Here is a 21,348-nt window from a genome sequence, read left to right on the forward strand (position 1 = left end):
TCCAACGCGCCCGTAGCTCAGCTGGATAGAGCATCAGACTACGAATCTGAGGGTCGGACGTTCGAATCGTTCCGGGCGCGCCATTTTCCCCAAACCATCGATTTCCGGGTCTCGGAGCGGCGTGCTGCCGAAGGCAGCGCGAGGCGTTCTGAGTTGATTGTGAAATCGGCTTTAGACGCAGCCAGCTTCAAAGCCGCAGCTGGCCTCCTCATTTTGGACCACAGGCTCGCACGCAACCAAACCGGTGTCCGAACGGTTTTTGCTGCCCAGTGCCCCCTGAACCGCTAAGAGACCCTGTGGCCGACGAACCCAAAGCCCAGTCCCCTTCCGTTTGGCGTTATGCACGGGCGAGCCGCGTTCACGTGGTCATTGATGCCGCACCCTATTTCGCCCTGATGCAGCAAGCTTTCATGCGCGCGCGCCAACGGATCATGATGATCGGCTGGGATTTCGACACACGAATCTTGCTGGGGCAGGGGCGGCGCTGGTGGAACCGGCCGGATAAGCTTTCGCAGCCGGCGCGGCTCGGCCCCTTCATGCTGTGGCTGTGCAAGCGCACGCGCGGACTGGAAGTGCGGGTGCTGAAATGGAACTTCGGCGCGCTCAAGTTCGTCTTCCGCGGCTCGATGATCCTCGATCTCTGGCGCTGGTGGCGCAGCCCGGCGATCGACTTCAAGTTCGATTCCGCGCATCCGCTTGGCTGCAGTCATCACCAGAAGATCGTGGTGATCGACGATCGCTTTGCCGTCTGCGGAGGGATCGACATGACCGCCGGACGCTGGGACACGCCCGAGCACAAGGAACATGATCTGCGCCGCCGCCTGCCCTTTTCGCCGCGGCTGTTTGGCCCGTGGCACGATCTGACCCTGATGGTTGAGGGCGACGCAGCCCTCGCGCTGGGCGAACTGGGACGGGAACGCTGGGCTCAGGCTGGCGGCAAGGCGATGGAGCCGTGCCGGCCGCAGGTGTCCAGCCCCTGGCCCTCAACGCTCAAGGCTGATTTCAACGATGTCGAGGTGGGCATCGCGCGGACCCGATCGCAGTGGAACAACGTCAGCGAAGTGCGCGAGATCGAGGCGCTGTTTCTTGAGCATATCGCCCGGGCGCGTCATTTCATCTACGCTGAAAGCCAATACTTCGCCGCCCGCAAGATTGCCGAGGCAATTGCCAAGCGCGTGGCCGAACCCGATCCGCCTGAGATCGTGCTGATCAACCCGATCTCTGCCGAAGGCTGGCTGGAGGAGGTAGCGATGGACGGCGCGCGGGTTCGGTTGACCCACGCGATCGAGGATGTCGACCACCGTAACCGCTTCCGCATCTTCATTCCCCATAACGCCGCCGGCACTCCGATCTATGTTCATTCCAAGACGATGATCGTCGACGATGAGGTGCTGCGGATCGGTTCGGCCAACATGAACAACCGTTCGTTGGGACTGGACAGCGAATGCGACATGTTCATCGATGCCGCCCGTCCGGGCAACGGCCATGCGCGTGCCGGTATTACCAAGCTGCGTTACGCCTTGCTGGCCGAGCATCTGGGCCTGACGCGGCGTGAAGTTGAAGCGGCGCTGGAACGCGATCCTTCGATGTTCAACCTGATCGAGAATGCGCCACGCAAGGGCAAGTACCTTGAACCTTTTGCCTTGCGTCCCCTCAGCGAAACGGAGAGAGCAGTCGCAGATAACGCCCTGCTTGATCCGGAGCGGCCCGAAGAACTGTTCGAGCCGCTCAACAAGCGCCGGGGGCTGTTTCGCCGCGGCAGCTTCCTGCGCCGCCCGCGACTGGAGGTGTGAGGATGGGATGCGATCATGAGCCCGAGCTGGACGAGAACGGCAAGCTGCCGGTACCGCCCGAAGTGCAGGAAGCAATCCGTACCCTGATCCGCTGGTCGGGCGATGATCCGCAGCGCGAAGGCCTGATCGATACACCATCGCGCGTCGCGCGCGCCTGGAAGGAGTACTGCCAGGGCTATGGCGAGGATCCAGCCTATCACCTCTCGCGCCAGTTCGAGGAAGTGGGTGGCTATGACGAGCTGGTGCTGCTGAAGGATATCCCCTTCCAGTCGCACTGCGAGCACCATATGGCGCCGATCACCGGCAAGGCTGCGATTGCCTATATGCCAAAGGATCGCGTGGTCGGAATTTCGAAGCTGGCCCGCGTGCTCCACGCCTTCGCCCGGCGCCTGCAGATCCAGGAGCGGCTGACCGCCGAAGTCGCCCAGTGCATCTGGGATAACCTTCACCCGCACGGCGTGGCCGTGGTGATCGAGGCGCAGCACGGCTGCATGACTGGCCGCGGCGTGCGCACGCCGGGGGTGGGGATGGTCACCAGCCGGCTGATGGGGTGCTTCCTGGATGACAACCGCAGCCGCAAGGAAGTGCTGAGCCTGATGGGCTACTGACATGACTGCCTTGGTGCCCGTGATGACAGTCGGGGAGCTGTCGGACTTCTTCGTACAGGCCTTTCCGGTTGGGGATCATGACCGGCTGGGGCGAATCGATAGCATCGAGCCTGGCTTTGTCCGGCTGGCGCTGGAGCCTGACAGCAGCAACCTGCGCCCCGGCGGGATCGTCTCGGGTCCAACCCAGATGGGGCTGGTCGATCGGGCAGCCTATGCGGTGATCCTGGCGCATATCGGCCCGGTCGCCATGGCGGTAACCAGCAACCTCAACATGAGCTTTCTGCGCGCGGTCAAGCAGCAGACGGTATGGTGCGATGCCGTGCTGCTTAAGCTGGGCAAGCGGCTGGCGACGGTCGATTGCCGGCTGTGGCAGGATGACCCGGCCAACGTGGTCGGGCAGGCGGTCGTGACCTACGCCATTCCCGGGTGAACTAGACTGGCCAGCCCCAACGGCGGCCGGCGACTTGCATCAGCCAGTAACCCAGCCAGCCGGTCACCACGAAGGCGGTAAGGGCCAGCGGGAAGGCCACACCCTTGCGCAGCACGGTGGCGATCACGACAAAGGCCGGCAACGAGGCCAGCACATAGAGTGTGGAGGAAAGCGCGAAGCTTGCGATCCGGGCGCCGTCGCCCGTATCGCGCCACAGCCAGATCATCGCCAGGGTCGAAACCAGCGGCAGGCTGGCGATCAGCCCGCCCCAGCCGGGGCTGCGGCGGGCCAGTTCGGAGGCAGCGGCGATCAGCGCGCCGGAAAGCAGCGCTTTCAGCGCCAGCTGCCCCCAATCCATCGGTCTTAGAGGTTTTCGAGCAGGTGTTCGGCCGAGCTGACCTTGAACTCGCCCGGGGCTTCGACGTGCAGCTGCTCAACCACGCCGTCATTGACGACCATGGAGAAACGCTGGCCGCGCAGGCCCAGGCCAAAGCCCGAACCGTCCATCGTCAGGCCCACGGCCTTGGCGAAATCGGCGTTGCCATCGGCCAGCATGGTGATGTCCGACGATCCCGAAGCCTTGTTCCAGGCACCCATCACGAAGGGATCGTTGACTGCAGTACCGACGATTTCGTCGATGCCCTTGGCCTTTAGTTCGTCAGCCTTTTCGACGAAGCCCGGCAGGTGCTTAGCCGAGCAGGTCGGCGTGAAGGCACCGGGGACGGAGAACAGCGCCACGCGCTTGCCCTTGAAATATTCAGCCGACTGGACGGCTTCGGGACCGTTCTCGGTCGCCTTGACCAGCTTCACGTCGGGCAGCTTGTCGCCAACAGCAATCGTCATATTCGTTCTCCTGTCTGGAATGGAATTCTTGCTGGTGGGATATAGTCCGCGCCGGCCGCAGGGCAACGGGCGGTTATGCTTAATTTTGCTTTACCCCGCCGCTTTAAGAACCGGTAAAGACGATGGCGCAGTCTGCTGGTGCGGGAACAGGGTCCCGCCGGGAGACTGCAAGATGGGGATCGCAAAGGGAATCGCTGCGGCTGCGGCCGTACTTGGGATGCTGGCATCGGTGCCTGCCGAGGCCAATTCAGCAACGCAGGCGGAAAAACTGCGACGGCTGGACATTATGCTGATGGTAACGGGGCTACGCTGCCGCAACACGCCGGACAATTTTCAGGCCGACTATCAGCGCTTCACCACCAAGCATATTCTGGCATTGAATGGCGCTGCGCGCCAATTGCAGTGGCAGCTATCGGCTCGGGTCGGCCCGGCCCAGGCTGCTCGTGCGCTCGACAAGCTGAGCGTGACGATGGCCAACACTTATGGCCAGGGGCACCCGTGGCTGAGCTGTGCCGAACTAAAGGTCGCAGCCCGCAGCCTGGCGCAGGCTGAGGGGCCGGCGGTTCTGGCCGAAGCGGCGGATCAGTTGCTGGCCAGCAACGGCTCAGCCCGCTTTGCCTGGGCGCGTTGAGCGCCTCAGGAAACATATAAAGCAATCTTTATATTTGCCTCCCGAAAGGTGAGCGGCTAAGGGCAGCGTCATGATTGGCGCTGCCTGTTGCCGTTTGCGGCAGGGCGCCTGCGATGTTCAGGAGAAGACCCGTGGCCACTGCCGCCCAGACCCGTGACTATGCCATCGCCGATATCGGCCTTGCCGATTTTGGCCGCGCCGAGATCAAGATCGCTGAAACCGAAATGCCGGGCCTGATGGCGCTGCGCGAGGAATTCGGCGCCGCGCAGCCGCTGAAGGGCGCCCGGATCACCGGTTCTCTGCACATGACGATCCAGACCGCAGTGCTGATCGAGACCCTTGTAGCACTGGGCGCCGAAGTGCGCTGGGCCACCTGCAACATCTTCTCGACCCAGGACCACGCCGCTGCTGCCATCGCCGCAGCCGGCATTCCGGTCTTCGCCATCAAGGGAGAGAGCCTGGCCGATTATTGGGACTATGTCGGCTCGATCTTCGATTGGGACGATGGCACCGGCCGCACCGCCAACATGATCCTGGATGACGGCGGTGATGCCACCATGTTCGCGCTGTGGGGCGCCCGCGTCGAAGCGGGTGAGGACCTGTTCGAACCCAGCAATGCCGAGGAAATCGAATTCGTCCGCGCGCTCAAGGCCTTCCTGAAGCGCAAGCCGGGCTACCTCACCATGTCGGTCGCCCACATCAAGGGCGTTTCGGAAGAAACCACCACCGGCGTCCACCGCCTGTACCAGATCGCCAAGGACGGCAAGCTGCCGTTCCCCGCGATCAATGTGAACGACAGCGTCACCAAGTCGAAGTTCGACAACCTCTATGGCTGCAAGGAATCGCTGGTCGATGCGATCCGCCGCGCCACCGATGTGATGCTGGCCGGCAAGGTCGCCTGCGTCGCCGGCTTCGGCGATGTCGGCAAGGGCTCGGCCGCCTCGCTGCGCCAGGGCGGCGCCCGCGTGATGGTCACCGAAATCGACCCGATCTGCGCGCTCCAGGCGGCCATGGAAGGCTATGAAGTCGTCACCATGGAAGAAGCCGTGAAGCGCTGCGACATCTTCGTCACCGCCACCGGCAACGAAGACGTCATCACGGCCGAGCACATGAAGGCGATGAAGCCGATGAGCATCGTCTGCAACATCGGCCACTTCGACAGCGAGATCCAGATCGCCGCGCTCGACAACTACAAGTGGACCGAAGTGAAGCCAGGCACCGATCTGGTCGAATTCCCGGACGGCAAGCAGATCATCGTGCTGGCCAAGGGCCGCCTGGTGAACCTGGGCTGCGCCACCGGCCACCCCAGCTTCGTCATGTCGGCCAGCTTCACCAACCAGACGCTGGCGCAGATCGAACTGTTCACCAAGAGCGAGCAGTACAAGAACGAAGTCTATGTCCTGCCCAAGCACCTGGATGAAAAGGTTGCGGCGCTGCATCTGGACAAACTGGGTGTCCAGCTGACCAAGCTCAGCGAAAAGCAGGCCAAGTACATCGGTGTGCCGGAAGCCGGTCCGTTCAAGCCGGATCACTACCGCTACTGATCGACGCGTCCCAGCCACGCGCCGGGATGACGATATCGTGAGGGCTGCGCTTGCCATTGCGCGCCCTCGCGCATAGCTGGAAGCCATGACGCTTTCCCCGACCGCGCTGGTGTTGATCGGGCTGCTGCTTTCGGCCTGGACCGTTGCGGCGGCCTGGGCGGTGCTGGCGGCGCGCGGACGTGAAAAGCGCGCCGAAGGCGGCCAGCGGCAGGCGCGGCGGCTGGCGAGGATGGTTGATGAAAGCCCGGCGATTCCCTTGCTGGTCCGCGCCGATGGCCGGATCGAGGCGCCGCAGCGCCTGGCCAACTGGCTGGGGCTGGAAGTGGTCCCGCAGTTCCTGACCGAGCTTGATGGTGGCCGGATCGACGGCGGCGGTGGCGGACTGACGGGCGAGCAGCTCAATGAGCTGATCGAAGCCGTGCGGCGCTGCCAGCGCACCGCCAATCCGTTTCGCATGGTGGTGACGCCCAAAGGCTCGAAACGTAGCCTGGCACTGCGCGGACACCTGGCCGATCCGCAGATTTCGCCGGGTGGAGCCGCGCTGGTCTGGGTCTTCGACTTTTCCGACAGCGAGAGCGAGCTGGTTCAGCTGCGCGATGCGGCGCGGCGGGCGCAGGAAGATTTTGCCGCTCTCGTCGGCTTGATCGAAGCCGCGCCGATGCCGATGTGGTTTCGCGGCCCCGATGGCGAATTGCGGCTGGTGAACTCGGCTTACGTTGAGGCCGTGGCTGGTGAAGATGCCCGCCAGGTCGTGGCTGACGGGATCGAACTGGTCGAGAGTATCGACGGCCTGACAGCAAAACAGGTCGCGCTCCAGGCGGCCGGCAAACATCTGCCGATCGAACGGATCGTCCCTGCCACGATCGGTGGTCAGCGCCGTTCGCTGCGCGTTTCCGATCTGCCGCTGGGGCAGGAAGGGATCGCCGGCTATGCGGTCGATATCGAGGACATGGAGCAACTCGGCCGCGACTTCCGGGCTTTCCGCGAGGCCCAGCGCTCGATGCTTGATCAGCTTTCGGCCGGGGTTGCCCAGTTCGACGCGCGCCGCACGCTGACCTTTGCCAACCAGCCGTTCCTGCGGATCTTTGGGCTCAAGCCCGCCGTGCTAATCGATCCCGCACCGTTCGAGCGCCTGCTCGACCTGGCCCGCGATGGCGGCAAGGTCCCCGAGGCGCGCGACTTCCCGGCCTGGCGGCGCGAGAAGGCCGGTTGGTTCCTGGCCAGCGAGGCGCAGGAAGAAACCTGGTCGCTGGCCGATGGCACGCACCTGCGCGTCGTGGCCCAGCCGTTGCCCGATGGCGGCCTGCTGCTCATTGCCGAGGACCGGACCGAACAGCTCCGCCTCTCCGCTAACCGCGACACGTTGCTGCGCACCCGCACCGCAACCTTCGACAGTCTGTTTGAATCGCTCGCGGTTTTCGCCCCCGACGGCAAGCTCCAGCTCTGGAACCGGCGGTTCGCGGCCGATTGGGGCCTCGACGATACGATCCTGGATAGTCACCCGCGGATCGAAACGCTGCTCGAACGGATCGCGATGCGGCTCAAGAAGCCTGAGCGGGCGAAGCAAGTCGGCGATGTGGTCCGCGCCGCGACCCTCGATCGCCGCCAGACCGGGGGCCGGGCGGTCTTGGCCGATGGCCGCACGCTCGAATTCGCCGGGGTGCCGCTGCCCGATGGCAATGGCCTGCTGACCGTGCTTGACATCACCGACAGCCAGAAGGCCGAGGAAGCTCTCAAGCAGCGCGCTGCCGCGCTGGAAGAGGCTGATGCGCTGAAGACCCGCTTCCTCGCCAACATGAGTTATGAATTCCGCACGCCGCTGACCTCGATCGGCGGTTTTGCCGAACTGCTCGATGCCGGACTGGGCGGGGAACTGTCCCCGCAGGGTCATGAATATGTTGCGGCGATCCTGACCTCGGTCGACCGGCTGGGCGAACAGATCGAATCGGTGCTCGACCTGTCGCAGAGCGAGGCCGGGCTGCTGCCGCTGGTACGCGAGGAGGTCGAGCTCTACCCCCTGGTCACAAAACTGGTCGAAGACCGCGCGCCCCGCATCCGCGAGGCTGGCCTCTCGCTCGACCTGCGGGGTGACAAGGGGGTCGGCCGGATCACCGGCGATGCCCGGCGGCTCGCGCGTGCAATTGGCCACGTGCTCGACAATGCGATTGCCGCGACGCCACCTGGCGGACGGGTGCTGGTCGAGTTGTCAGGCCGCAAGGGCCGGGCGCGGATCGTCATTTCCGACAACGGACCGGGGATGGATGCTGCCACGCTGGCCCGTGCACTCGAAGGGATCAAGCTGTCGACCGATGGCAAGGCGATCGAACGCCGCCAAGGCCTGGGCCTGCCGCTCGCCCGGCGGCTGGTCGAGGCCCATGGCGGCACGCTGGAACTGCTGTCCGAGCCAGGGCAGGGCACCGCCGCGATCATCGACCTGCCGTGAGGGGATCAGCAATCAAAATCCCCCCTCCTCTTCAGAGGAGGGGTATGGGGGTGGTGGCGATGCCTTGCATCGTGCGATTTATGCCCGGGGCTGCCGGCTTGCACCACCCCCCGACCCCCTCCTCTGAAGAGGAGGGGGAGTAGCATGAGGATTCCACTGCCAGACCTGGCCGCGACCGCGGCGCTGGGCGCGCGGATCGCCGCTGTGCTGCGGCCCGGCGATGTCGTGGCCCTTTCAGGCGGGCTGGGCGCGGGCAAGACCACGCTGGCGCGGGCGATCATTGCGGCGCTCGGCCATGTGGGCGAGGTCCCTTCGCCCAGCTTTGCGATCATCGAAACCTACGATCCGCCGGCTGTGCGCCTGCCGCTGGTCCATGCCGACTTCTACCGCCTGAACCGGCCCGAGGAGGCCGATGAGATCGGGCTCGACGATTACCGCGAAGGCGCTGCCCTGATCGCCGAATGGCCCGATCAGGCCGGCGGCTTTGCGCATGAGCCAGGCTGCCTTGCCATTACAATCGAAACTGCGGAAACGGAGCGGACTGCGATTGTCGAGCCGGGGGCCGATTGGTTAGGGCGGATGGGATGGAACTGAACTTTCCCGAAGGGCTTGAGGCGTTTCTGGCCAGTGCTGGCTGGGGCGAGGCGGCGATCGAACCCCTTGCGGGCGATGCATCGTTCCGCCGCTATTTCCGTATCCGCAGGGGCGAGCGGAGCGCCATGCTGATGCATGCGCCGCCGCCCAACGAGGATCCGGCACCGTTCCTGCGGGCGGCCAAGTGGCTTGATGGCAATGGCTTGCGCGCGCCCCGGATCCTGGCCGAAGATGCTGCCCGCGGTCTCGTCCTGTTGGAGGACTTTGGTGAAGTCCGGATGCGCGAGTATCTGGACCAGTGGCCGGACGATGAGCGTGAAGTCTACCAGGCGGCGATCGACGCGCTGGTCGAACTGCACCGCATGCCGCCGGGGCCTTTTCTCGACTATTCGCTTGCCGAATATCAGCGCGAGGCCAAGCTGTTCGTGGATTGGTACTGCCCGGCGCAGAACCTCTACATCGATGGCCCGGGCTATGCGGCGGCCTGGGAAGCTGTGCTCAGCTCGATGCTGCCGCGTCAGCGGCCCGGCGTGGTGGTGCTGCGCGATTACCATGCCGAGAACATCATGCTGCTTGGCTCGTTGCAAACGCAGGGCCTGCTCGATTTCCAGGACGCGCTGGTCGGCCATCCGGCCTATGACCTGGTTTCGCTGCTGCAAGATGCACGCCGCGATGTCTCGCCCGAGCTGGAGGCGGCGATGTTTGACTATTACGTCAGCAAGGCCGCGCCTGGACCTGATTTCGCAGCAGACTATGCTCGGTTAGGGGCACAGCGGAACGCCAAGATCGTGGGCATTTTCGTCCGACTGTGGAAGCGCGATGGCAAGCCGCGCTACCTCGATTACATCCCGCGGGTCTGGGCCCTGCTTGAGCGTGACCTGGCCCACCCGGCGCTCGCCCCCGTGGCGCGCTGGTTCGATGCCAATGTGCCAGCCGAGCTACGCCAGTCAGGCGGGGGCCACTGGCAGCCGTGATCGATCTGCCCGGCACTGCGATGATCATGGCTGCGGGTAAGGGCACGCGGATGATGCCGCTCACCGCGACCAGGCCTAAGCCGCTGGTCGAGGTGGCAGGGGTGAGCCTGCTCGATCACGTGCTTGATTTGCTGGCCGATGCCGGGATTGGCCGGATCGTTGCCAATGTCCACTACCTGCCCGATCAGATCGAGGCGCACCTGGCGCGCGAGAGCCGCTTCCGCGTCACCATCTCGGACGAGCGCGAACTGCTCCGCGATACCGGCGGCGGACTGGTCCAGGCCCTGCCGCTGATCCCGGACGATCCATTCTTCTGCATCAATGCCGACAACTGGTTCACCTGGCGCGGCACCAACCCGCTGGTCCGGCTGGCCGAGGCCTGGGACCCGGCGCGGATGGACGTGCTGATGCTCGTCGTACCGCACGAACGCGCCCGCAACACCAAGGGGGTCGGTGATTTCGACCTGGGTGAAGACGGGCGCCTGTCACGCGAAGGGCCGAAGGGACCGCGCGGCTATGACTGGACCGGGGTGCAGCTGCTGGCCAAGCACCTGATCACCGATCCACCGGCTGACGTATTCTCCACCAATATCTTTTGGGATCGAGCCATCGCCGCCGGGCGCTGCTTCGGGCTGGTCCACCAGGGCGAATGGTTCGATGTTGGCTATCCCGAAGCAATCGGCCTGACCGAGGCCGCGCTCGCCAGTGCCGCAGCCGATGGCTGAACGAGCCGGGCCAAACGTATATTCCATTGCCGCGCATCGCGGGTTTGCCGATGCGCTGGTGGCAGGGCTGATCCCCCGTTATGCCGAGTCTGACCTGGGCCTGGCGCGGCTGACCCTGCTGCTCCCCAGCCGCCGTGCCGAGCGGATCGTTACCGAAGCCTTCGTACGCCTTTCAGGCGGCGGCCTGCTGCTGCCACGCATGGCGGTAGTGGGTGATCTCGATCTCGACGAAACGCTGGGGCCGCTGCTTGATCCGCTGGGAGCGGGAAGTGCGGTGCCGCCCGCTGCCGATCCGGCGCGGCGCTGGTTGCGACTGGCCGAATTGCTGCGAGCGGAACTCGGCCAGGATGCCCCCAAGGCCCCGGGTCTGCTGCGGCTGGCTTTCGATACCGCGCGGACGATGGACCGGCTGGCGATCGAGGGGATCGAACTTGGTGACCTGTTGCAGGAACGCGTCGCCGGGATCGTCGGCGATCTGGCCAGCCACTGGCAGGAATCGACCCGCCATTTCGCGCGCGTTCAGGCGCATTGGCTGGCCGAGCTAGCGGTCCGGGGCGAGGTCGATCCGCCGGTTCGGCGCAATCTGCTGTTCGATCATGCGGCGCGGCGCTGGCGCGATACCCCGCCCAGCCAGCCGATCGTCGCAGCCGGGATCACCAGCGCATCACCCAGCCTTGCACGGCTGTTGCGGACCATAGCCGACTTACCCAATAGTGCGGTGATCCTGCCCGATCTCGACCTGGCGCTGGATCAGGAAACCTGGGACGCCCTCGGCTGTGCGGGCGTGCCGGACGAACCGGATGGCCCGCCGTTTGGCGAGCGCGATGCCCTGACCCATCCACAGTACCACCTCAAGCTGCTGCTCAACCGGATGGGGGTGAACCGGGCGGAGGTTGATCCCTGGCACCGTGCCGGTCTGGCTGCCGCGCCGCCAGAGCGGAGCCGGGCGATCTCCAACCTGTTCCTGCCCCCGGAAGGTAGCGCGCGCTGGGTTGACCTCAAGGCCGAGCAGCGCCGCCTCTCGGGCGTGCGGCTGATGGAAAGTGCCCATCCGGGCGAGGAGGCGCAGGCCATTGCCGTGCTGATCCGCGAGGCGCTGGAGCAACCGGAACGGCGGGTCGCGCTGGTCACGCCGGATCGCGGTTTGGCTGGCCGCGTCGTCGCGCATCTCAGGCGCTGGAATATCGTTGCCGACGATTCCGCCGGGCAACCGTTGCCGCAGACCACGGCGGGACGCGTCCTGCTGCTGCTGGCCGAACTGGCGGGAACCGAGGCGGCGCCGGTCCCGCTGATGGCGCTGCTGGTCCACCCGCTGGTCGGGGCGGGGGAAGGGCGGGCGGCCTGGCTTGAGAACGCCCGCGCGCTTGATCTGGAACTGCGCGGACCGCGTCCCAAGCCGGGCTTTGCACCAGTTGAGACGGCCGTGGCCAAGCTTGCCAAGCGCGAGCGGGGCGAGGGCATTGCCGCGTGGTGGCAGCGTGTTGCGGAGTTGCTCGCCCCGGTCCTGGCCTTGCCGGAAGAGACCTCGCTGGCCGAGGCGCTCGACGTGCTGTCTGCCGCCGGTGAGGCGCTGTGCGGCTCGAGGCTGTGGGGTGAGGCCGATGGCCGCGCGCTGGCCGGCTGGGTGGAAGAACTGCGCGATGCGAGCGCCGCAATCGGCACCCGGCTTGCCCGTGCGGACCTGCCCCAAGTTCTACGCGATGCGATGGACCGCGTGCCGGTGCGTCCGCCGTGGGGCGGCCATCCGCGCATCGCGATTTACGGTCTGCTCGAAGCGCGGATGAGCCGGGCCGACCTGGTGATCTGCGCCGGGCTGACCGAAGGGTCATGGCCGGCCAGCCCCTCGCCCGAGCCGCTCTTGCCGCCAGCCGTGCTGCGCGCGCTGGGCGTGCCGGCGGGCGAGTTCCGCATTGGCCTGGCTGCGCATGACCTGGCCGGGGCGCTCGGCGCGCCTGAGGTGGTGCTGAGCTGGGCCCAGCGCGATGAGGCCGGCCCGGTGATCCCCAGCCGCTTTGTGCTGCGGGTTGAAGCGATGCTGGGTGAGCTGGCAGATAGTCACCGCGAACGCCGCGCAGTCGAACTGGCACGGGCGATCGATTACGCCCAACTGCAGCCACCTTACCCGCAGCCCAAGCCGGTCCCTAGCGCCGAGCAGCGCAATGTCGCGCTCAACGTCACGGCGATCGACCGGCTGCGCGGCGATCCCTACCAGTTCTATGCCCAGGCAATCCTGCGGCTGCGCGCACTTGACGGACTGGATGCCGATCCGACTGCGGCCTGGCAGGGCACGGTCGTCCACAACGTGATGGAACGCTGGCACAAGGCCGGGGGCAGGGCGGGCGAGCTGCTCGCGATCGCCTCGGAAGAACTGGCCGAAATGCAGGCCCACCCCGTCACGCGCAGCCTATGGTGGCCGCGGCTGCAACGCGGGCTCGAATGGATCGACGCCCAGATCACCCGCGATCGCGGTCTGGGCCGCGAAGTGCTGGCGAGCGAGATCAAGGGCCACTTCACCCTGGCCGGGGTCATGATCAAGGGCCGCGCCGACCGGATCGATCGCGGCGCCGACGGGCAGCTGATCGTGGTTGATTACAAGACCGGCGCACCGCCCAAGGGCAAGCAGGTGCAGGAAGGCTTTGCGCTGCAGCTTGGCACGCTGGGGCTGATGGCCGCCGCCGGGGGCTTTGAAGGAATTGCCGGGGTACCGAGCGGCTTCGAGTACTGGTCGTTCGGGAAAGACGACAGGAGCGAGACCGGCTTTGGCTATTGCTTTGAACCGGTGCTTGAGCCCCCGAAGAAGTCGGGCATACCGCGCGACAAGTTCCTGAGCGAGACCGAGCGATACCTGATCGATGCGATTGACCGCTGGATCAAGGGTGACGAGGCCTTCGTGGCGCGGCTCAATCCGGACCTGCCGGGCTACAACGATTACGACCAGCTAATGCGGCTGGACGAATGGCAAGCGCGCGGCGAGGCTGAGGCATGAGCCGCGTCTTTCCCCTGACGCACGAACAGCGCCCGGCGGTTGAGCCGTCCGAGGTCGTCTGGCTCTCGGCCTCGGCCGGCACGGGCAAGACCCAGGTGCTGTCGGCCCGCGTGCTGCGGTTGCTGCTTGAACCGGCGGTGCAGCCCGATCAGATCCTGTGCCTGACCTTCACCAAGGCCGGCGCGACCGAAATGGCCGCGCGCATCAACGAGGTGCTTGCGCGCTGGGTGCGGCTTGATGCCACGACCTTGGCCAAGGAACTGCTGGCGATCGGGGCGGACCATGGGCCGGACACCGTGGCCCGCGCCCGCAAGCTGTTTGCCGCCGTGCTCGATTGCCCGGGCGGGGGGCTGCGGATCGATACGATCCACGCCTTTGCGCAGTGGCTGCTGGCCGCCTTCCCGAACGAGGCCGGGCTGCTGCCTGGCGTCAAGGCGATGGAAGACCGCGACAAGGATCTGCTCCTGCGCGAGGTGCTGGCCGACCTGCTGCTGGTGGCGGAACGGACAAACGATGCGCCGACGTTGGATGCCCTGGCGCGGCTTTCGGTGCGGATGGGGCCGGAGAAAGTCCCAGCCTGGCTGCTGCGCTGCGCCGCCGCGCGCGAGGCGTGGGAAGGGCCGGGTGGTTGGCAGCCGCCCATGAAGGACGGTGTCCATCGCTTGCTCGGCCTGCCAGCCGATGCCGGGCCTGGCGACCTGCTCTACCTGTGCAGCAACGGCGTGTTCGATACCGAAGCGCTGGAGTGCTGCCTATCGGCCTATTCCGCCTGGTCGGCCGCGACCGGCACCAAGGTTTCCGCACTGATCCGCGACTGGCTGGAAAGCGGCCCGACTGAGCGTCTGGCCGGCCTCGATGCCCTGCACAAGGAGCTGTTTGGCAAGGAAGGCCAGATCAAGAACCTCAAGTCGCTGGTCAAGCTGGAAAGCGGGATCGAGGAGGCGGCCTTTGCCGTGTTTGATAGCTCCATGGCGGTGCAGGAGCGGCGCGCCCTGCTGGAGCTGGTCGATTTCCTGGTCCCGGCGCTGGAAGTCGGGCGCAAGTTCGCGCTGGCCTGGGAAGCGGCCAAGGCGCGGGCCGGGTTCATCGATTTTGATGACCAGATCCGCCAGGCGGCGCAGCTTTTGACCCGCAACGACCTGTCCGAATGGATCCGCTACAAGCTCGACCGGCAGTTCGATCACATCCTGGTCGACGAGGCGCAGGATACCAATGCCGCGCAGTGGCAGATCATCGGCGCGCTGACCGACGAGTTCTTTGCCGGCCAGGGCGCGCGCGACGACAAGCTGCGCACGCTGTTCGTGGTGGGCGATTACAAGCAGGCGATTTTCCGGTTCCAGGGAACCAGCCCGGAAAACTTCGCCAAGGCCAAGGCGCGGGTCGATGACATGATGCGCGATGCGGCGGCCAACCTGGCCGAACAGCGCAGCGGCGGGGCAGGGCGGACCTTGCAGGACCTGGACCTGGGCCAGAGCTTCCGCACGGCCCGGGCGATCCTTGAATTCGTCGACCAAGCCATTGGCTTGGTGGGCCATGAAGGGCTCGGGCTCGCCACGCCACCCGAACCGCACGTTGGGCAGGAGCGCCCCGGTCAAGTCACGCTGTGGCGCGTGATCGGCGGCGAGAGTAGCGATGGCGAGGAAGGGGAGGCGGCCGACGAGGGCGCCGAAGGCTGGCTCAGCCGTGGCGATCGCCAGATGGCTGAGCGGATCGCGCGGCAGGTGCGCGACTGGCTCGATCATGGCTTCCCGCTGGTCAAGGGTGAGGCGGAAGGCAAGGCCCGCCGCGCCACGGCCGGCGACGTTATGGTGCTGGTCCGCAAGCGCAAGGAACTGGCCGGTCTGATCGTGGCGCGGCTCCATGCGGCGGGCGTTCCGGTGGCCGGGGTTGACCGCTTGCGGCTGGCAACGCCGCTGGCGGTGCGCGATCTGATGGCGGCGCTGCGCTTTGCGGTGCAACCGGGCGACGACCTCAACCTCGCCTGCCTGCTAGTCTCGCCGCTGCTCGGCTGGAGTCAGGACGATCTGCTGCGCTGGGGCTGGCGACCGGAGGGGGTCGGGCTCTACGAACACCTGCGCAAGTCGCGCGGCCAGCCGGAAGTTGACCGCGTCTGGCACCAGCTGGGTGACCTGCTGCGGATCGCGGACTTCGAACCGCCGCGCGCCTTGCTGCACTGGATCCTGACCGGGCCGTGGCAGGGGCGCAAGCGGCTGGTCGCGCGTCTGGGGACCGAGGCGAACGACCCGATCGACGAGCTGCTCAGTGCCGCCGGCGCCTATGCCGCCAACGAGGTGCCCAGCCTGACCGGCTTCATCCGCTGGTTCGATGCCGGAACCAGCGAGCTGAAGCGCGAGGCCGGCAAGAGCCGCGATGAAGTGCGGGTGATGACGGTCCACGGCTCCAAGGGCCTGCAGGCGCCGATCGTGATCCTGGCCGATGCGGCGGACAATCCGGCGCGCAGCCGGGGCAGCCCGGTGGAGTTGGAGGACCCGGCCAGCGGCAAGACGATCCCGCTCCCCGGCCTGCCGCAGAGCCAGCAACTTGGTCGGATTGCCGACGTAATCACTGCCAACGCCAAGGCCGAGATGGAGGAGCACTGGCGGCTGCTCTATGTCGCCATGACCCGGGCCGAGGAGGCGCTGTTCATCGGCGGCGCGCTGACTGCGCGCGAGAAGGCGCCGCACGCCGATAGCTGGTATGCGCGCCTCGCCGGGCTGTTTGACGAAGCCGACTGGGTCGAGGATGCGCGTTGGGGCGCAACGGTAACCTATGGCGATGCGCCCGCGATCGCGGCGCCGCCCAAGCCGGGCGATGGCGGCGAACTGCCGTTGCTGCCGGCCTGGCTCGAGCGCCCGGTCGCTGCCGAACCGCGCCCGCCGCGCCCGCTTGCACCATCGTCGCTGGGTGAGGACCTGGCGACCGATCCTCCATTCCCGCCGGGAGCGGGGCAGGCGGCTGCGCGTGGTGTCCTGCTACACAAGCTGCTCGAACGGCTGCCCGAACTGCCGGTGCCCGACCGCAAGGCCGCGGCTGAGGCCTGGCTGGCAAGGAACGGCGGAGATTTCACCGCGCCGGAACGGGCCGACATGGTCCGCTCGGCGCTGACCGTGCTCGCTGAACCGGCCTGGGCTGACCTGTTTGCACCGGGCGCGCTGGCCGAAGTGCCAATCGCCGCGACGGTCGGCGGGCAGGTGGTGGTTGGAACGATCGACCGAATGGTGGTCCTGCCCGACCGGATCCGCCTGGTCGATTTCAAGACTGCGCGGCGTCCACCCGAAAGCCTTGATGCCGTGCCGGTCTCGATCCTGCGCCAGATGGCAGCCTATGCCGCCGCGCTGGAGGCGGCCTATCCGGGCCGGACGGTTGAGGCGGCGCTGCTTTACACGCAGGCTCCGCGTCTGCTGGCCCTGCCCGATGATCTGCTGGCCGTTCACAAGCAGGCATTGCTGGCCGCGCAGGAAAGCTTTTGAGCCAAGGCGATTGCCGAAGCGCGCGCGGCTACCTAGATTGACGAACAACCCTTCAGGAGATTCCCCATGGCCACCAAAGCCGTTACCGATGCCAGCTTCGCCGCAGATGTGCTGGGTTCTGACAAGCCCGTTCTGGTCGATTTCTGGGCCGACTGGTGCGGCCCCTGCAAGATGATCGCCCCTGCGCTGGAGGAAATCAGCGAAGAATTGGCCGATCAGGTGACCATCGCCAAGGTGGACATCATGGAAAACACGGACGTTTCCGCCCAGTTCGGCGTCCAGTCGATCCCGCTGATGATCCTGTTCAAGGATGGCAAGCCGGTCGCCCAGAAGCTGGGCGCTGCGCCGAAGAGCCAGCTCAAGGGCTGGCTGGAAAGCGTTCTCTAAAGCGCGGCCATCCGCTCCGCCAGTTCATCCCACAGGGCCGGGCTGGCGGCGCCGATCAGGCTGGGGCGCAGGTGCTCATCGACCCGGTAGGGCTTTCCGTCCGGCCGGGCGACCTTGCCGCCAGCCTCGTTGAGCAACAGCACCCCGGCAGCGTGATCCCAGGCCAGGGTGCGTTCAAAGATCGTGATGTCGTTTTCGCCCAGCACGATCCGCGGGTACTGCTCAGCCGCGCAGCGTGGGATGTCGACCAGGGTATAGTGCGGGGCGATGTGGGTCTTTAGCGCCTCGCGCCGGGCCGGGTCGGCAAAGACCAGCGAAATCGCGGCAATCGGCGGGGTCTCGCCGCTGGAGCGGGCGGTAATCCGCTCGCCATCAATCCAGGCGCCCTGGCCCTTCTGCGCCGTGCAGAAGCGGCCGCGCAGCGGATCGTAGATCCAGCCGCCGATGGTTTCCCCGGCTTCGGCCAGGGCGACCATGATCCCGAAGGGCGGCTTGCCGCCGGCGAAGTTGTTCGTCCCGTCGATGGGGTCGATAATCCAGCACAGCGCATCGCCTAACCGGTCCATCAGCGCCGGATTGGCCTCGCAGGCTTCCTCGCCAACGATGGTCGCGTCGGGCAGGATCTTCGCTAGCCCCTCGGCCAGGATTACTTCGGCTTCGCGATCGGCCACGGTGACCAGCTCGCCAACCGACTTGTCGATCACTTCGTGGGCTTCAAGCTGTTGGTAGCGCGGCATGACAGCACGCGCTGAAGCATCCTTGATGACCGCAAGGACCGCCGCATCGAGCGCCGCGCTCATGAGCGGTAATCCGCGTTGATCGAGATGTAGCCGTGGGTCAGGTCGCAGGTCCAGACGGTGGCGCGGCCATCGCCCAAGCCCAGGTCGACCTCGATCGAGATGTCCTGTCCCTTGAGGTGCGCGGCCACGGGCGCCTCGTCGTAATCGGCCAGCGGCTGGCCTTCGCGCGCGGCCCAGGTGCCGCCAAAGCCGATCGACAGCCGGTCACGGTCGGCCGGTTCGCCGGCCTTGCCCACGGCCATGACGACGCGGCCCCAGTTGGCGTCCTCACCGGCAATGGCAGTCTTGACCAGCGGCGAGTTGGCGATGGCCAGGCCAATCTTGCGGGCGCTCTCGTCGCTGACTGCGCCGCTGACGGTCACGGCGATGAACTTCTGCGCGCCTTCGCCGTCGCGGACGACCAGGTGGGCCATCTGCCGGCAGACATCCTCCAGCGCGGCGGCAAAGGCATCGGCACCGGGGCTGTCGAACGAGGACAGCGGGGCATTCCCGGCTGCGCCGGTGGCAAAGGCCAGCACGGTGTCGCTGGTCGAAGTATCGCTATCGACCGTGATGCAGGAAAAGGTCCGCTGGTTGGCCGCGGAAAGGAGCTGCTGGAGGAACCCCGGCTCAACCGCTGCGTCAGTGAAGATGTAGCCCAGCATGGTCGCCATATCGGGCGCGATCATGCCGCTGCCCTTGATGATCGCGCCGAGCGTCACCGTCCGGCCATCGACCACGGCCTTGGCCATGGCGCCCTTGGCGAAGGTGTCGGTGGTGCCGATTGTCTCGGCGGCGGCTTGCCAGTCGCACGGCTCGGCTAGCAGCGCCGCCTCGATCCCGGCCTTGGCCTTGTCCTTGGGCAGCGGCACGCCGATCACCCCGGTCGAAGAAACGAAGACCTGCTCCTGCGGACAGCCGAGGTGCGCGCTGACCTGGGCCATGATCGCCTCAACCGCCTCGCGCCCGCGATAGCCGGTAAAGGCGTTCGAATTGCCGGCATTGACCACCAGCGCACGCGCGTGACCTTGCGCCACATTCTGTCGGCCCAGCTCGACTTCGGACGAGCAGCATATGTTGCGTGTGAACACACCGGCGACCGCCGTACCTTCGGCCAGCTCGATGAAGGTAAGGTCGCAGCGGCCCCAGTCCTTGTACCCGGCGCGGGCGACGCGCGGCGTAACACCGGCAATTGGCGGGATCGCGGGGAAGGGGCGGGCAAGGGGCGAAACGGGGTGGGCCATGGAGGCTCCCCTAACGAGCCGCTGCGGCTCTGCCTATCCCCCCAGCCGCACCAACGCTGTTGGGGCGGCGGTGGTGCGCGGGGTTACCTTCCATTCCAGCCGCTGGCCGGTGGGGCCCGCGATGGGGCCTTCATCGGTGTTGTTGGCCAGGATCGTGCCGTCGGTGGTCAGGACCAGCGTGCCGTTGAGCTCGGGCAGTTTCAGGCCCCCGTCGTCCTTGTCTTTTGAGCCCAGCGCCGCGCCCATGGCGGCCAGCTGGCCCATGTTGGCCATCGGATTGCCCTGGCCGGGCTGGCCAAAGGCCGGGGCGTCCATCCGCACCGCGCCATCGGCGCGCTTGTTCAGCACAACAAAGGCATTGGCCATCGGGAAGCGTTCCATGGTCGGGAACTGGAAATCGTAATCGAGCCGGCCAGCAATGGCGAAATCGACCACGAACAGGCCATCGCCCTTGTAGACGACCGACTTCCAGCCGGCCTGGCGGCGCAGGCGGTCGGCCAGCTCCTCGGCGGCCTTGGGGCTGGATGGGTCGATCCCGCCCAGCATGACCTTCATCATTTCCGCATCGCGCTTGCTCTTGTCTTCGGCAGACTTGCGGTCTTCTTCCCAATCGGCCTTCTGCTTGGCGAGCTCATCCTTGGAGCATTCGCGTTCGTCCGCTGCGGCATTGTCGGTGTAGCAGGGCGCGGCCTTGAACGGTTCCAGGTCCTTGGCCTTGCTGCCCAGTTCAGCCAGCTTGCTCAGCCCCAGCAGATAGATCTCACCGTTGTAGGAATAGCTGAAACGTCCGTCCTTGCGCAGGTCGATTGCCGACGTGAAGCTGCCGGGAGAGACGAAGCAGCCGCTCAGCAGCAGGGTTGCTGCCGCGACCAGGGTTGCGGCAACTCTGCGGGCATTAGTGATCATGGCATTTACCCCTGCGGACGAACTGCCAGGGCATATAGCGCGATTGCTGCCGCATTGGAAACATTGAGACTTTCGACCGCGCCCGACATCGGCAGGCGGGCGATCGCGTCGCAATGTTGCGTGATGTTGTGGCGCATTCCGTCACCTTCGGCGCCCAGCACCAGCGCCACGGGGCCAGCGGGCAGGGCCTCTCCCAAGGTGGCCTTGCCTTCGCCATCAAGACCGATCCGCCAATAGCCCGCTTCGGCCATTTCTTCGAGCGCGCGGGCCAGGTTGACCACGCGGACCCACGGCACCACTTCGAGCGCGCCCGAGGCGGACTTGGCAAGCGTGCCGGATTCGGGCGGCGAGTGCCGGTCTTGCGTGACGATCGCGGCGGCGTTGAAGGCGGCGGCCGAACGCATGATCGCGCCGACATTATGGGGATCGGTCACCTGGTCGAGCACGACCAGCGGCCGGGCGGGATCGCCCTGCATCACCTCGTCGAGGAAGCGGTCTTCCAGCGCATCGCAATCGAGCACCAGACCCTGGTGCGGCGCATCGCGGGCGACAAGGCGGGCAAGATCGGCCGGCTGGGCATATTCAACCGGGAAATCTGGCGGCAGCTCGCCATCGAGCGAAGCCACGCCCTCGCGCGTCGCCCACAGCTTGCGGTGATTGCGTTCCGGGTTCTTGAGCGCCGCTTCGACCGCATGACGACCCCACAGGCGCACGGCGCCGGCGCTGGCCCGGCCCGAACCGCGCCCGCCCTGCATGCGGCCCGCGCGGCCACGCAGGGCACGGCTGGGCTTGGTGTCACGATTGCGGCTCATGTGGCGAATCCCCTGCTGGTTATCGGGTCACTAGGGGATGGTGGTGGACAGGGCTAGATTCGAACTAGCGTACGCTTGCGCGGGCAGATTTACAGTCTGCTGCCTTTAACCACTCGGCCACCTGTCCACACCAGTAAGCCGGTGCCGGGTTGCCCCGGAATGTGGCCCCCAGGGGGACC

At 66.3% G+C, this 21,348-nt stretch carries 18 protein-coding genes and 2 tRNA genes; 13 read left to right on the forward strand and 7 right to left on the reverse strand.

Translation table 11 applies throughout. The features are described 5' to 3' along the window. Window positions 1-6: 6 nt before the first annotated feature. The 4 genes from FRF71_RS11530 (at window position 7) to FRF71_RS11545 (ending at window position 2,831) form a co-directional block, all read left to right on the forward strand. Window positions 7-83, forward strand: a tRNA-Arg gene (locus FRF71_RS11530). A gap of 213 nt (window positions 84-296) precedes the next feature. Beyond that, entirely contained in the window at window positions 297-1,793 is a 1,497-nt protein-coding gene (locus tag FRF71_RS11535; RefSeq protein ID WP_238339215.1) for a phospholipase D-like domain-containing protein, read from the forward strand. A gap of 2 nt (window positions 1,794-1,795) precedes the next feature. Continuing rightward, window positions 1,796-2,401, forward strand: coding sequence for a GTP cyclohydrolase I FolE (gene folE, locus FRF71_RS11540; RefSeq protein WP_147090793.1), 606 nt, complete (start codon window positions 1,796-1,798; stop codon window positions 2,399-2,401). A gap of 1 nt (window position 2,402) precedes the next feature. Then, window positions 2,403-2,831, forward strand: a complete 429-nt coding sequence (locus FRF71_RS11545; protein ID WP_147090794.1) for a PaaI family thioesterase — start codon at window positions 2,403-2,405, stop codon at window positions 2,829-2,831. Between the two features lies 1 nt (window position 2,832). Here the strand turns inward: FRF71_RS11545 and FRF71_RS11550 are convergent, their stop codons facing one another. Together FRF71_RS11550 and FRF71_RS11555 are read right to left on the reverse strand one after the other, a co-directional pair. Further along, window positions 2,833-3,189, reverse strand: a complete 357-nt coding sequence (locus FRF71_RS11550) for a DUF3147 family protein (protein WP_147090795.1) — start codon at window positions 3,187-3,189, stop codon at window positions 2,833-2,835. Between the two features lie 5 nt (window positions 3,190-3,194). Next, window positions 3,195-3,674 carry a peroxiredoxin gene (locus FRF71_RS11555; RefSeq protein WP_147090796.1) on the reverse strand — a complete coding sequence of 160 codons (480 nt, stop codon included), beginning with the start codon at window positions 3,672-3,674 and terminating at the stop codon, window positions 3,195-3,197. Between the two features lie 172 nt (window positions 3,675-3,846). Here FRF71_RS11555 and FRF71_RS11560 point away from each other — a divergent pair, with 172 nt between their 5' ends. From FRF71_RS11560 to trxA, 9 genes are all read left to right on the forward strand, one after another. Then, complete coding sequence (locus FRF71_RS11560; RefSeq protein WP_147090797.1) at window positions 3,847-4,305, forward strand: S-adenosyl-L-homocysteine hydrolase; 459 nt, start codon at window positions 3,847-3,849, stop codon at window positions 4,303-4,305. Window positions 4,306-4,418: 113 nt separating this feature from the next. Beyond that, entirely contained in the window at window positions 4,419-5,849 is a 1,431-nt protein-coding gene (gene ahcY, locus FRF71_RS11565; RefSeq protein ID WP_147090798.1) for an adenosylhomocysteinase, read from the forward strand. An 85-nt stretch (window positions 5,850-5,934) separates the two neighbouring features. Further along, a complete protein-coding gene (locus tag FRF71_RS11570) occupies window positions 5,935-8,292 on the forward strand; it encodes a sensor histidine kinase (RefSeq protein ID WP_147090799.1) in 2,358 nt (785 codons plus the stop codon). A gap of 144 nt (window positions 8,293-8,436) precedes the next feature. Then, a complete protein-coding gene (gene tsaE, locus FRF71_RS11575; protein ID WP_147090800.1) occupies window positions 8,437-8,886 on the forward strand; it encodes a tRNA (adenosine(37)-N6)-threonylcarbamoyltransferase complex ATPase subunit type 1 TsaE in 450 nt (149 codons plus the stop codon). Continuing rightward, the gene (locus FRF71_RS11580; protein WP_147090801.1) at window positions 8,877-9,860 is read left to right on the forward strand and encodes an aminoglycoside phosphotransferase family protein; all 984 of its coding nucleotides are present in this window, start codon (window positions 8,877-8,879) and stop codon (window positions 9,858-9,860) included. Before tsaE ends, FRF71_RS11580 begins: the two co-directional genes overlap by 10 nt. Window positions 9,861-9,880: 20 nt before the next feature. Next, window positions 9,881-10,585, forward strand: coding sequence for a nucleotidyltransferase family protein (locus FRF71_RS11585; RefSeq protein WP_147091640.1), 705 nt, complete (start codon window positions 9,881-9,883; stop codon window positions 10,583-10,585). After that, complete coding sequence (addB, locus tag FRF71_RS11590) at window positions 10,578-13,571, forward strand: double-strand break repair protein AddB (RefSeq protein ID WP_147090802.1); 2,994 nt, start codon at window positions 10,578-10,580, stop codon at window positions 13,569-13,571. The genes FRF71_RS11585 and addB overlap by 8 nt, the downstream gene beginning before the upstream one ends. Then, window positions 13,568-17,041 (forward strand): double-strand break repair helicase AddA, encoded by a 3,474-nt coding sequence (addA, locus tag FRF71_RS11595; protein ID WP_147090803.1) that lies wholly within the window; start codon window positions 13,568-13,570, stop codon window positions 17,039-17,041. The genes addB and addA overlap by 4 nt, the downstream gene beginning before the upstream one ends. A 66-nt stretch (window positions 17,042-17,107) precedes the next feature. Next, window positions 17,108-17,428, forward strand: coding sequence for a thioredoxin (trxA, locus tag FRF71_RS11600; RefSeq protein WP_147090804.1), 321 nt, complete (start codon window positions 17,108-17,110; stop codon window positions 17,426-17,428). On the opposite strand, the gene FRF71_RS11605 is transcribed toward trxA, so the two are convergent. From FRF71_RS11605 to FRF71_RS11625, 5 genes are all read right to left on the reverse strand, one after another. Then, window positions 17,425-18,228 carry an inositol monophosphatase family protein gene (locus FRF71_RS11605; protein WP_147090805.1) on the reverse strand — a complete coding sequence of 268 codons (804 nt, stop codon included), beginning with the start codon at window positions 18,226-18,228 and terminating at the stop codon, window positions 17,425-17,427. The two genes, trxA and FRF71_RS11605, sit on opposite strands and share 4 nt — an antisense overlap. Then, window positions 18,225-19,451, reverse strand: a complete 1,227-nt coding sequence (gene argJ, locus FRF71_RS11610) for a bifunctional glutamate N-acetyltransferase/amino-acid acetyltransferase ArgJ (RefSeq protein WP_147090806.1) — start codon at window positions 19,449-19,451, stop codon at window positions 18,225-18,227. Before argJ ends, FRF71_RS11605 begins: the two co-directional genes overlap by 4 nt. Before the next feature lie 33 nt (window positions 19,452-19,484). After that, window positions 19,485-20,357, reverse strand: a complete 873-nt coding sequence (locus tag FRF71_RS11615; protein WP_147090807.1) for a hypothetical protein — start codon at window positions 20,355-20,357, stop codon at window positions 19,485-19,487. 5 nt (window positions 20,358-20,362) lie between these two features. Beyond that, window positions 20,363-21,169: a 23S rRNA (guanosine(2251)-2'-O)-methyltransferase RlmB gene (gene rlmB / locus FRF71_RS11620; RefSeq protein WP_238339217.1), complete on the reverse strand. Its 807-nt coding sequence runs from the start codon at window positions 21,167-21,169 to the stop codon at window positions 20,363-20,365. Between the two features lie 41 nt (window positions 21,170-21,210). Then, window positions 21,211-21,296, reverse strand: a tRNA-Tyr gene (locus FRF71_RS11625). Between the last annotated feature and the right edge of the window lie 52 nt (window positions 21,297-21,348).

The sequence above is a fragment of the Novosphingobium ginsenosidimutans genome (assembly GCF_007954425.1).
GTDB lineage: Bacteria > Pseudomonadota > Alphaproteobacteria > Sphingomonadales > Sphingomonadaceae > Novosphingobium > Novosphingobium ginsenosidimutans.

Excerpts from the sequence above, each read along its gene's own strand:
- ahcY (WP_147090798.1), top strand. The coding sequence starts at position 4,419 with ATGTTCAGGAGAAGACCCGTGGCCACTGCCGCCCAGACCCGTGACTAT.
- addB (WP_147090802.1), top strand. The coding sequence starts at position 10,578 with ATGGCTGAACGAGCCGGGCCAAACGTATATTCCATTGCCGCGCATCGC.
- FRF71_RS11555 (WP_147090796.1), bottom strand. The coding sequence starts at position 3,674 with ATGACGATTGCTGTTGGCGACAAGCTGCCCGACGTGAAGCTGGTCAAG.
- FRF71_RS11605 (WP_147090805.1), bottom strand. The coding sequence starts at position 18,228 with ATGAGCGCGGCGCTCGATGCGGCGGTCCTTGCGGTCATCAAGGATGCT.
- tsaE (WP_147090800.1), top strand. The coding sequence starts at position 8,437 with ATGAGGATTCCACTGCCAGACCTGGCCGCGACCGCGGCGCTGGGCGCG.
- addA (WP_147090803.1), top strand. The coding sequence starts at position 13,568 with ATGAGCCGCGTCTTTCCCCTGACGCACGAACAGCGCCCGGCGGTTGAG.
- FRF71_RS11580 (WP_147090801.1), top strand. The coding sequence starts at position 8,877 with ATGGAACTGAACTTTCCCGAAGGGCTTGAGGCGTTTCTGGCCAGTGCT.
- FRF71_RS11585 (WP_147091640.1), top strand. The coding sequence starts at position 9,881 with ATGATCATGGCTGCGGGTAAGGGCACGCGGATGATGCCGCTCACCGCG.
- rlmB (WP_238339217.1), bottom strand. The coding sequence starts at position 21,169 with ATGAGCCGCAATCGTGACACCAAGCCCAGCCGTGCCCTGCGTGGCCGC.
- folE (WP_147090793.1), top strand. The coding sequence starts at position 1,796 with ATGGGATGCGATCATGAGCCCGAGCTGGACGAGAACGGCAAGCTGCCG.
- FRF71_RS11615 (WP_147090807.1), bottom strand. The coding sequence starts at position 20,357 with ATGATCACTAATGCCCGCAGAGTTGCCGCAACCCTGGTCGCGGCAGCA.
- FRF71_RS11570 (WP_147090799.1), top strand. The coding sequence starts at position 5,935 with ATGACGCTTTCCCCGACCGCGCTGGTGTTGATCGGGCTGCTGCTTTCG.
- FRF71_RS11560 (WP_147090797.1), top strand. The coding sequence starts at position 3,847 with ATGGGGATCGCAAAGGGAATCGCTGCGGCTGCGGCCGTACTTGGGATG.
- FRF71_RS11545 (WP_147090794.1), top strand. The coding sequence starts at position 2,403 with ATGACTGCCTTGGTGCCCGTGATGACAGTCGGGGAGCTGTCGGACTTC.
- trxA (WP_147090804.1), top strand. The coding sequence starts at position 17,108 with ATGGCCACCAAAGCCGTTACCGATGCCAGCTTCGCCGCAGATGTGCTG.
- argJ (WP_147090806.1), bottom strand. The coding sequence starts at position 19,451 with ATGGCCCACCCCGTTTCGCCCCTTGCCCGCCCCTTCCCCGCGATCCCG.
- FRF71_RS11550 (WP_147090795.1), bottom strand. The coding sequence starts at position 3,189 with ATGGATTGGGGGCAGCTGGCGCTGAAAGCGCTGCTTTCCGGCGCGCTG.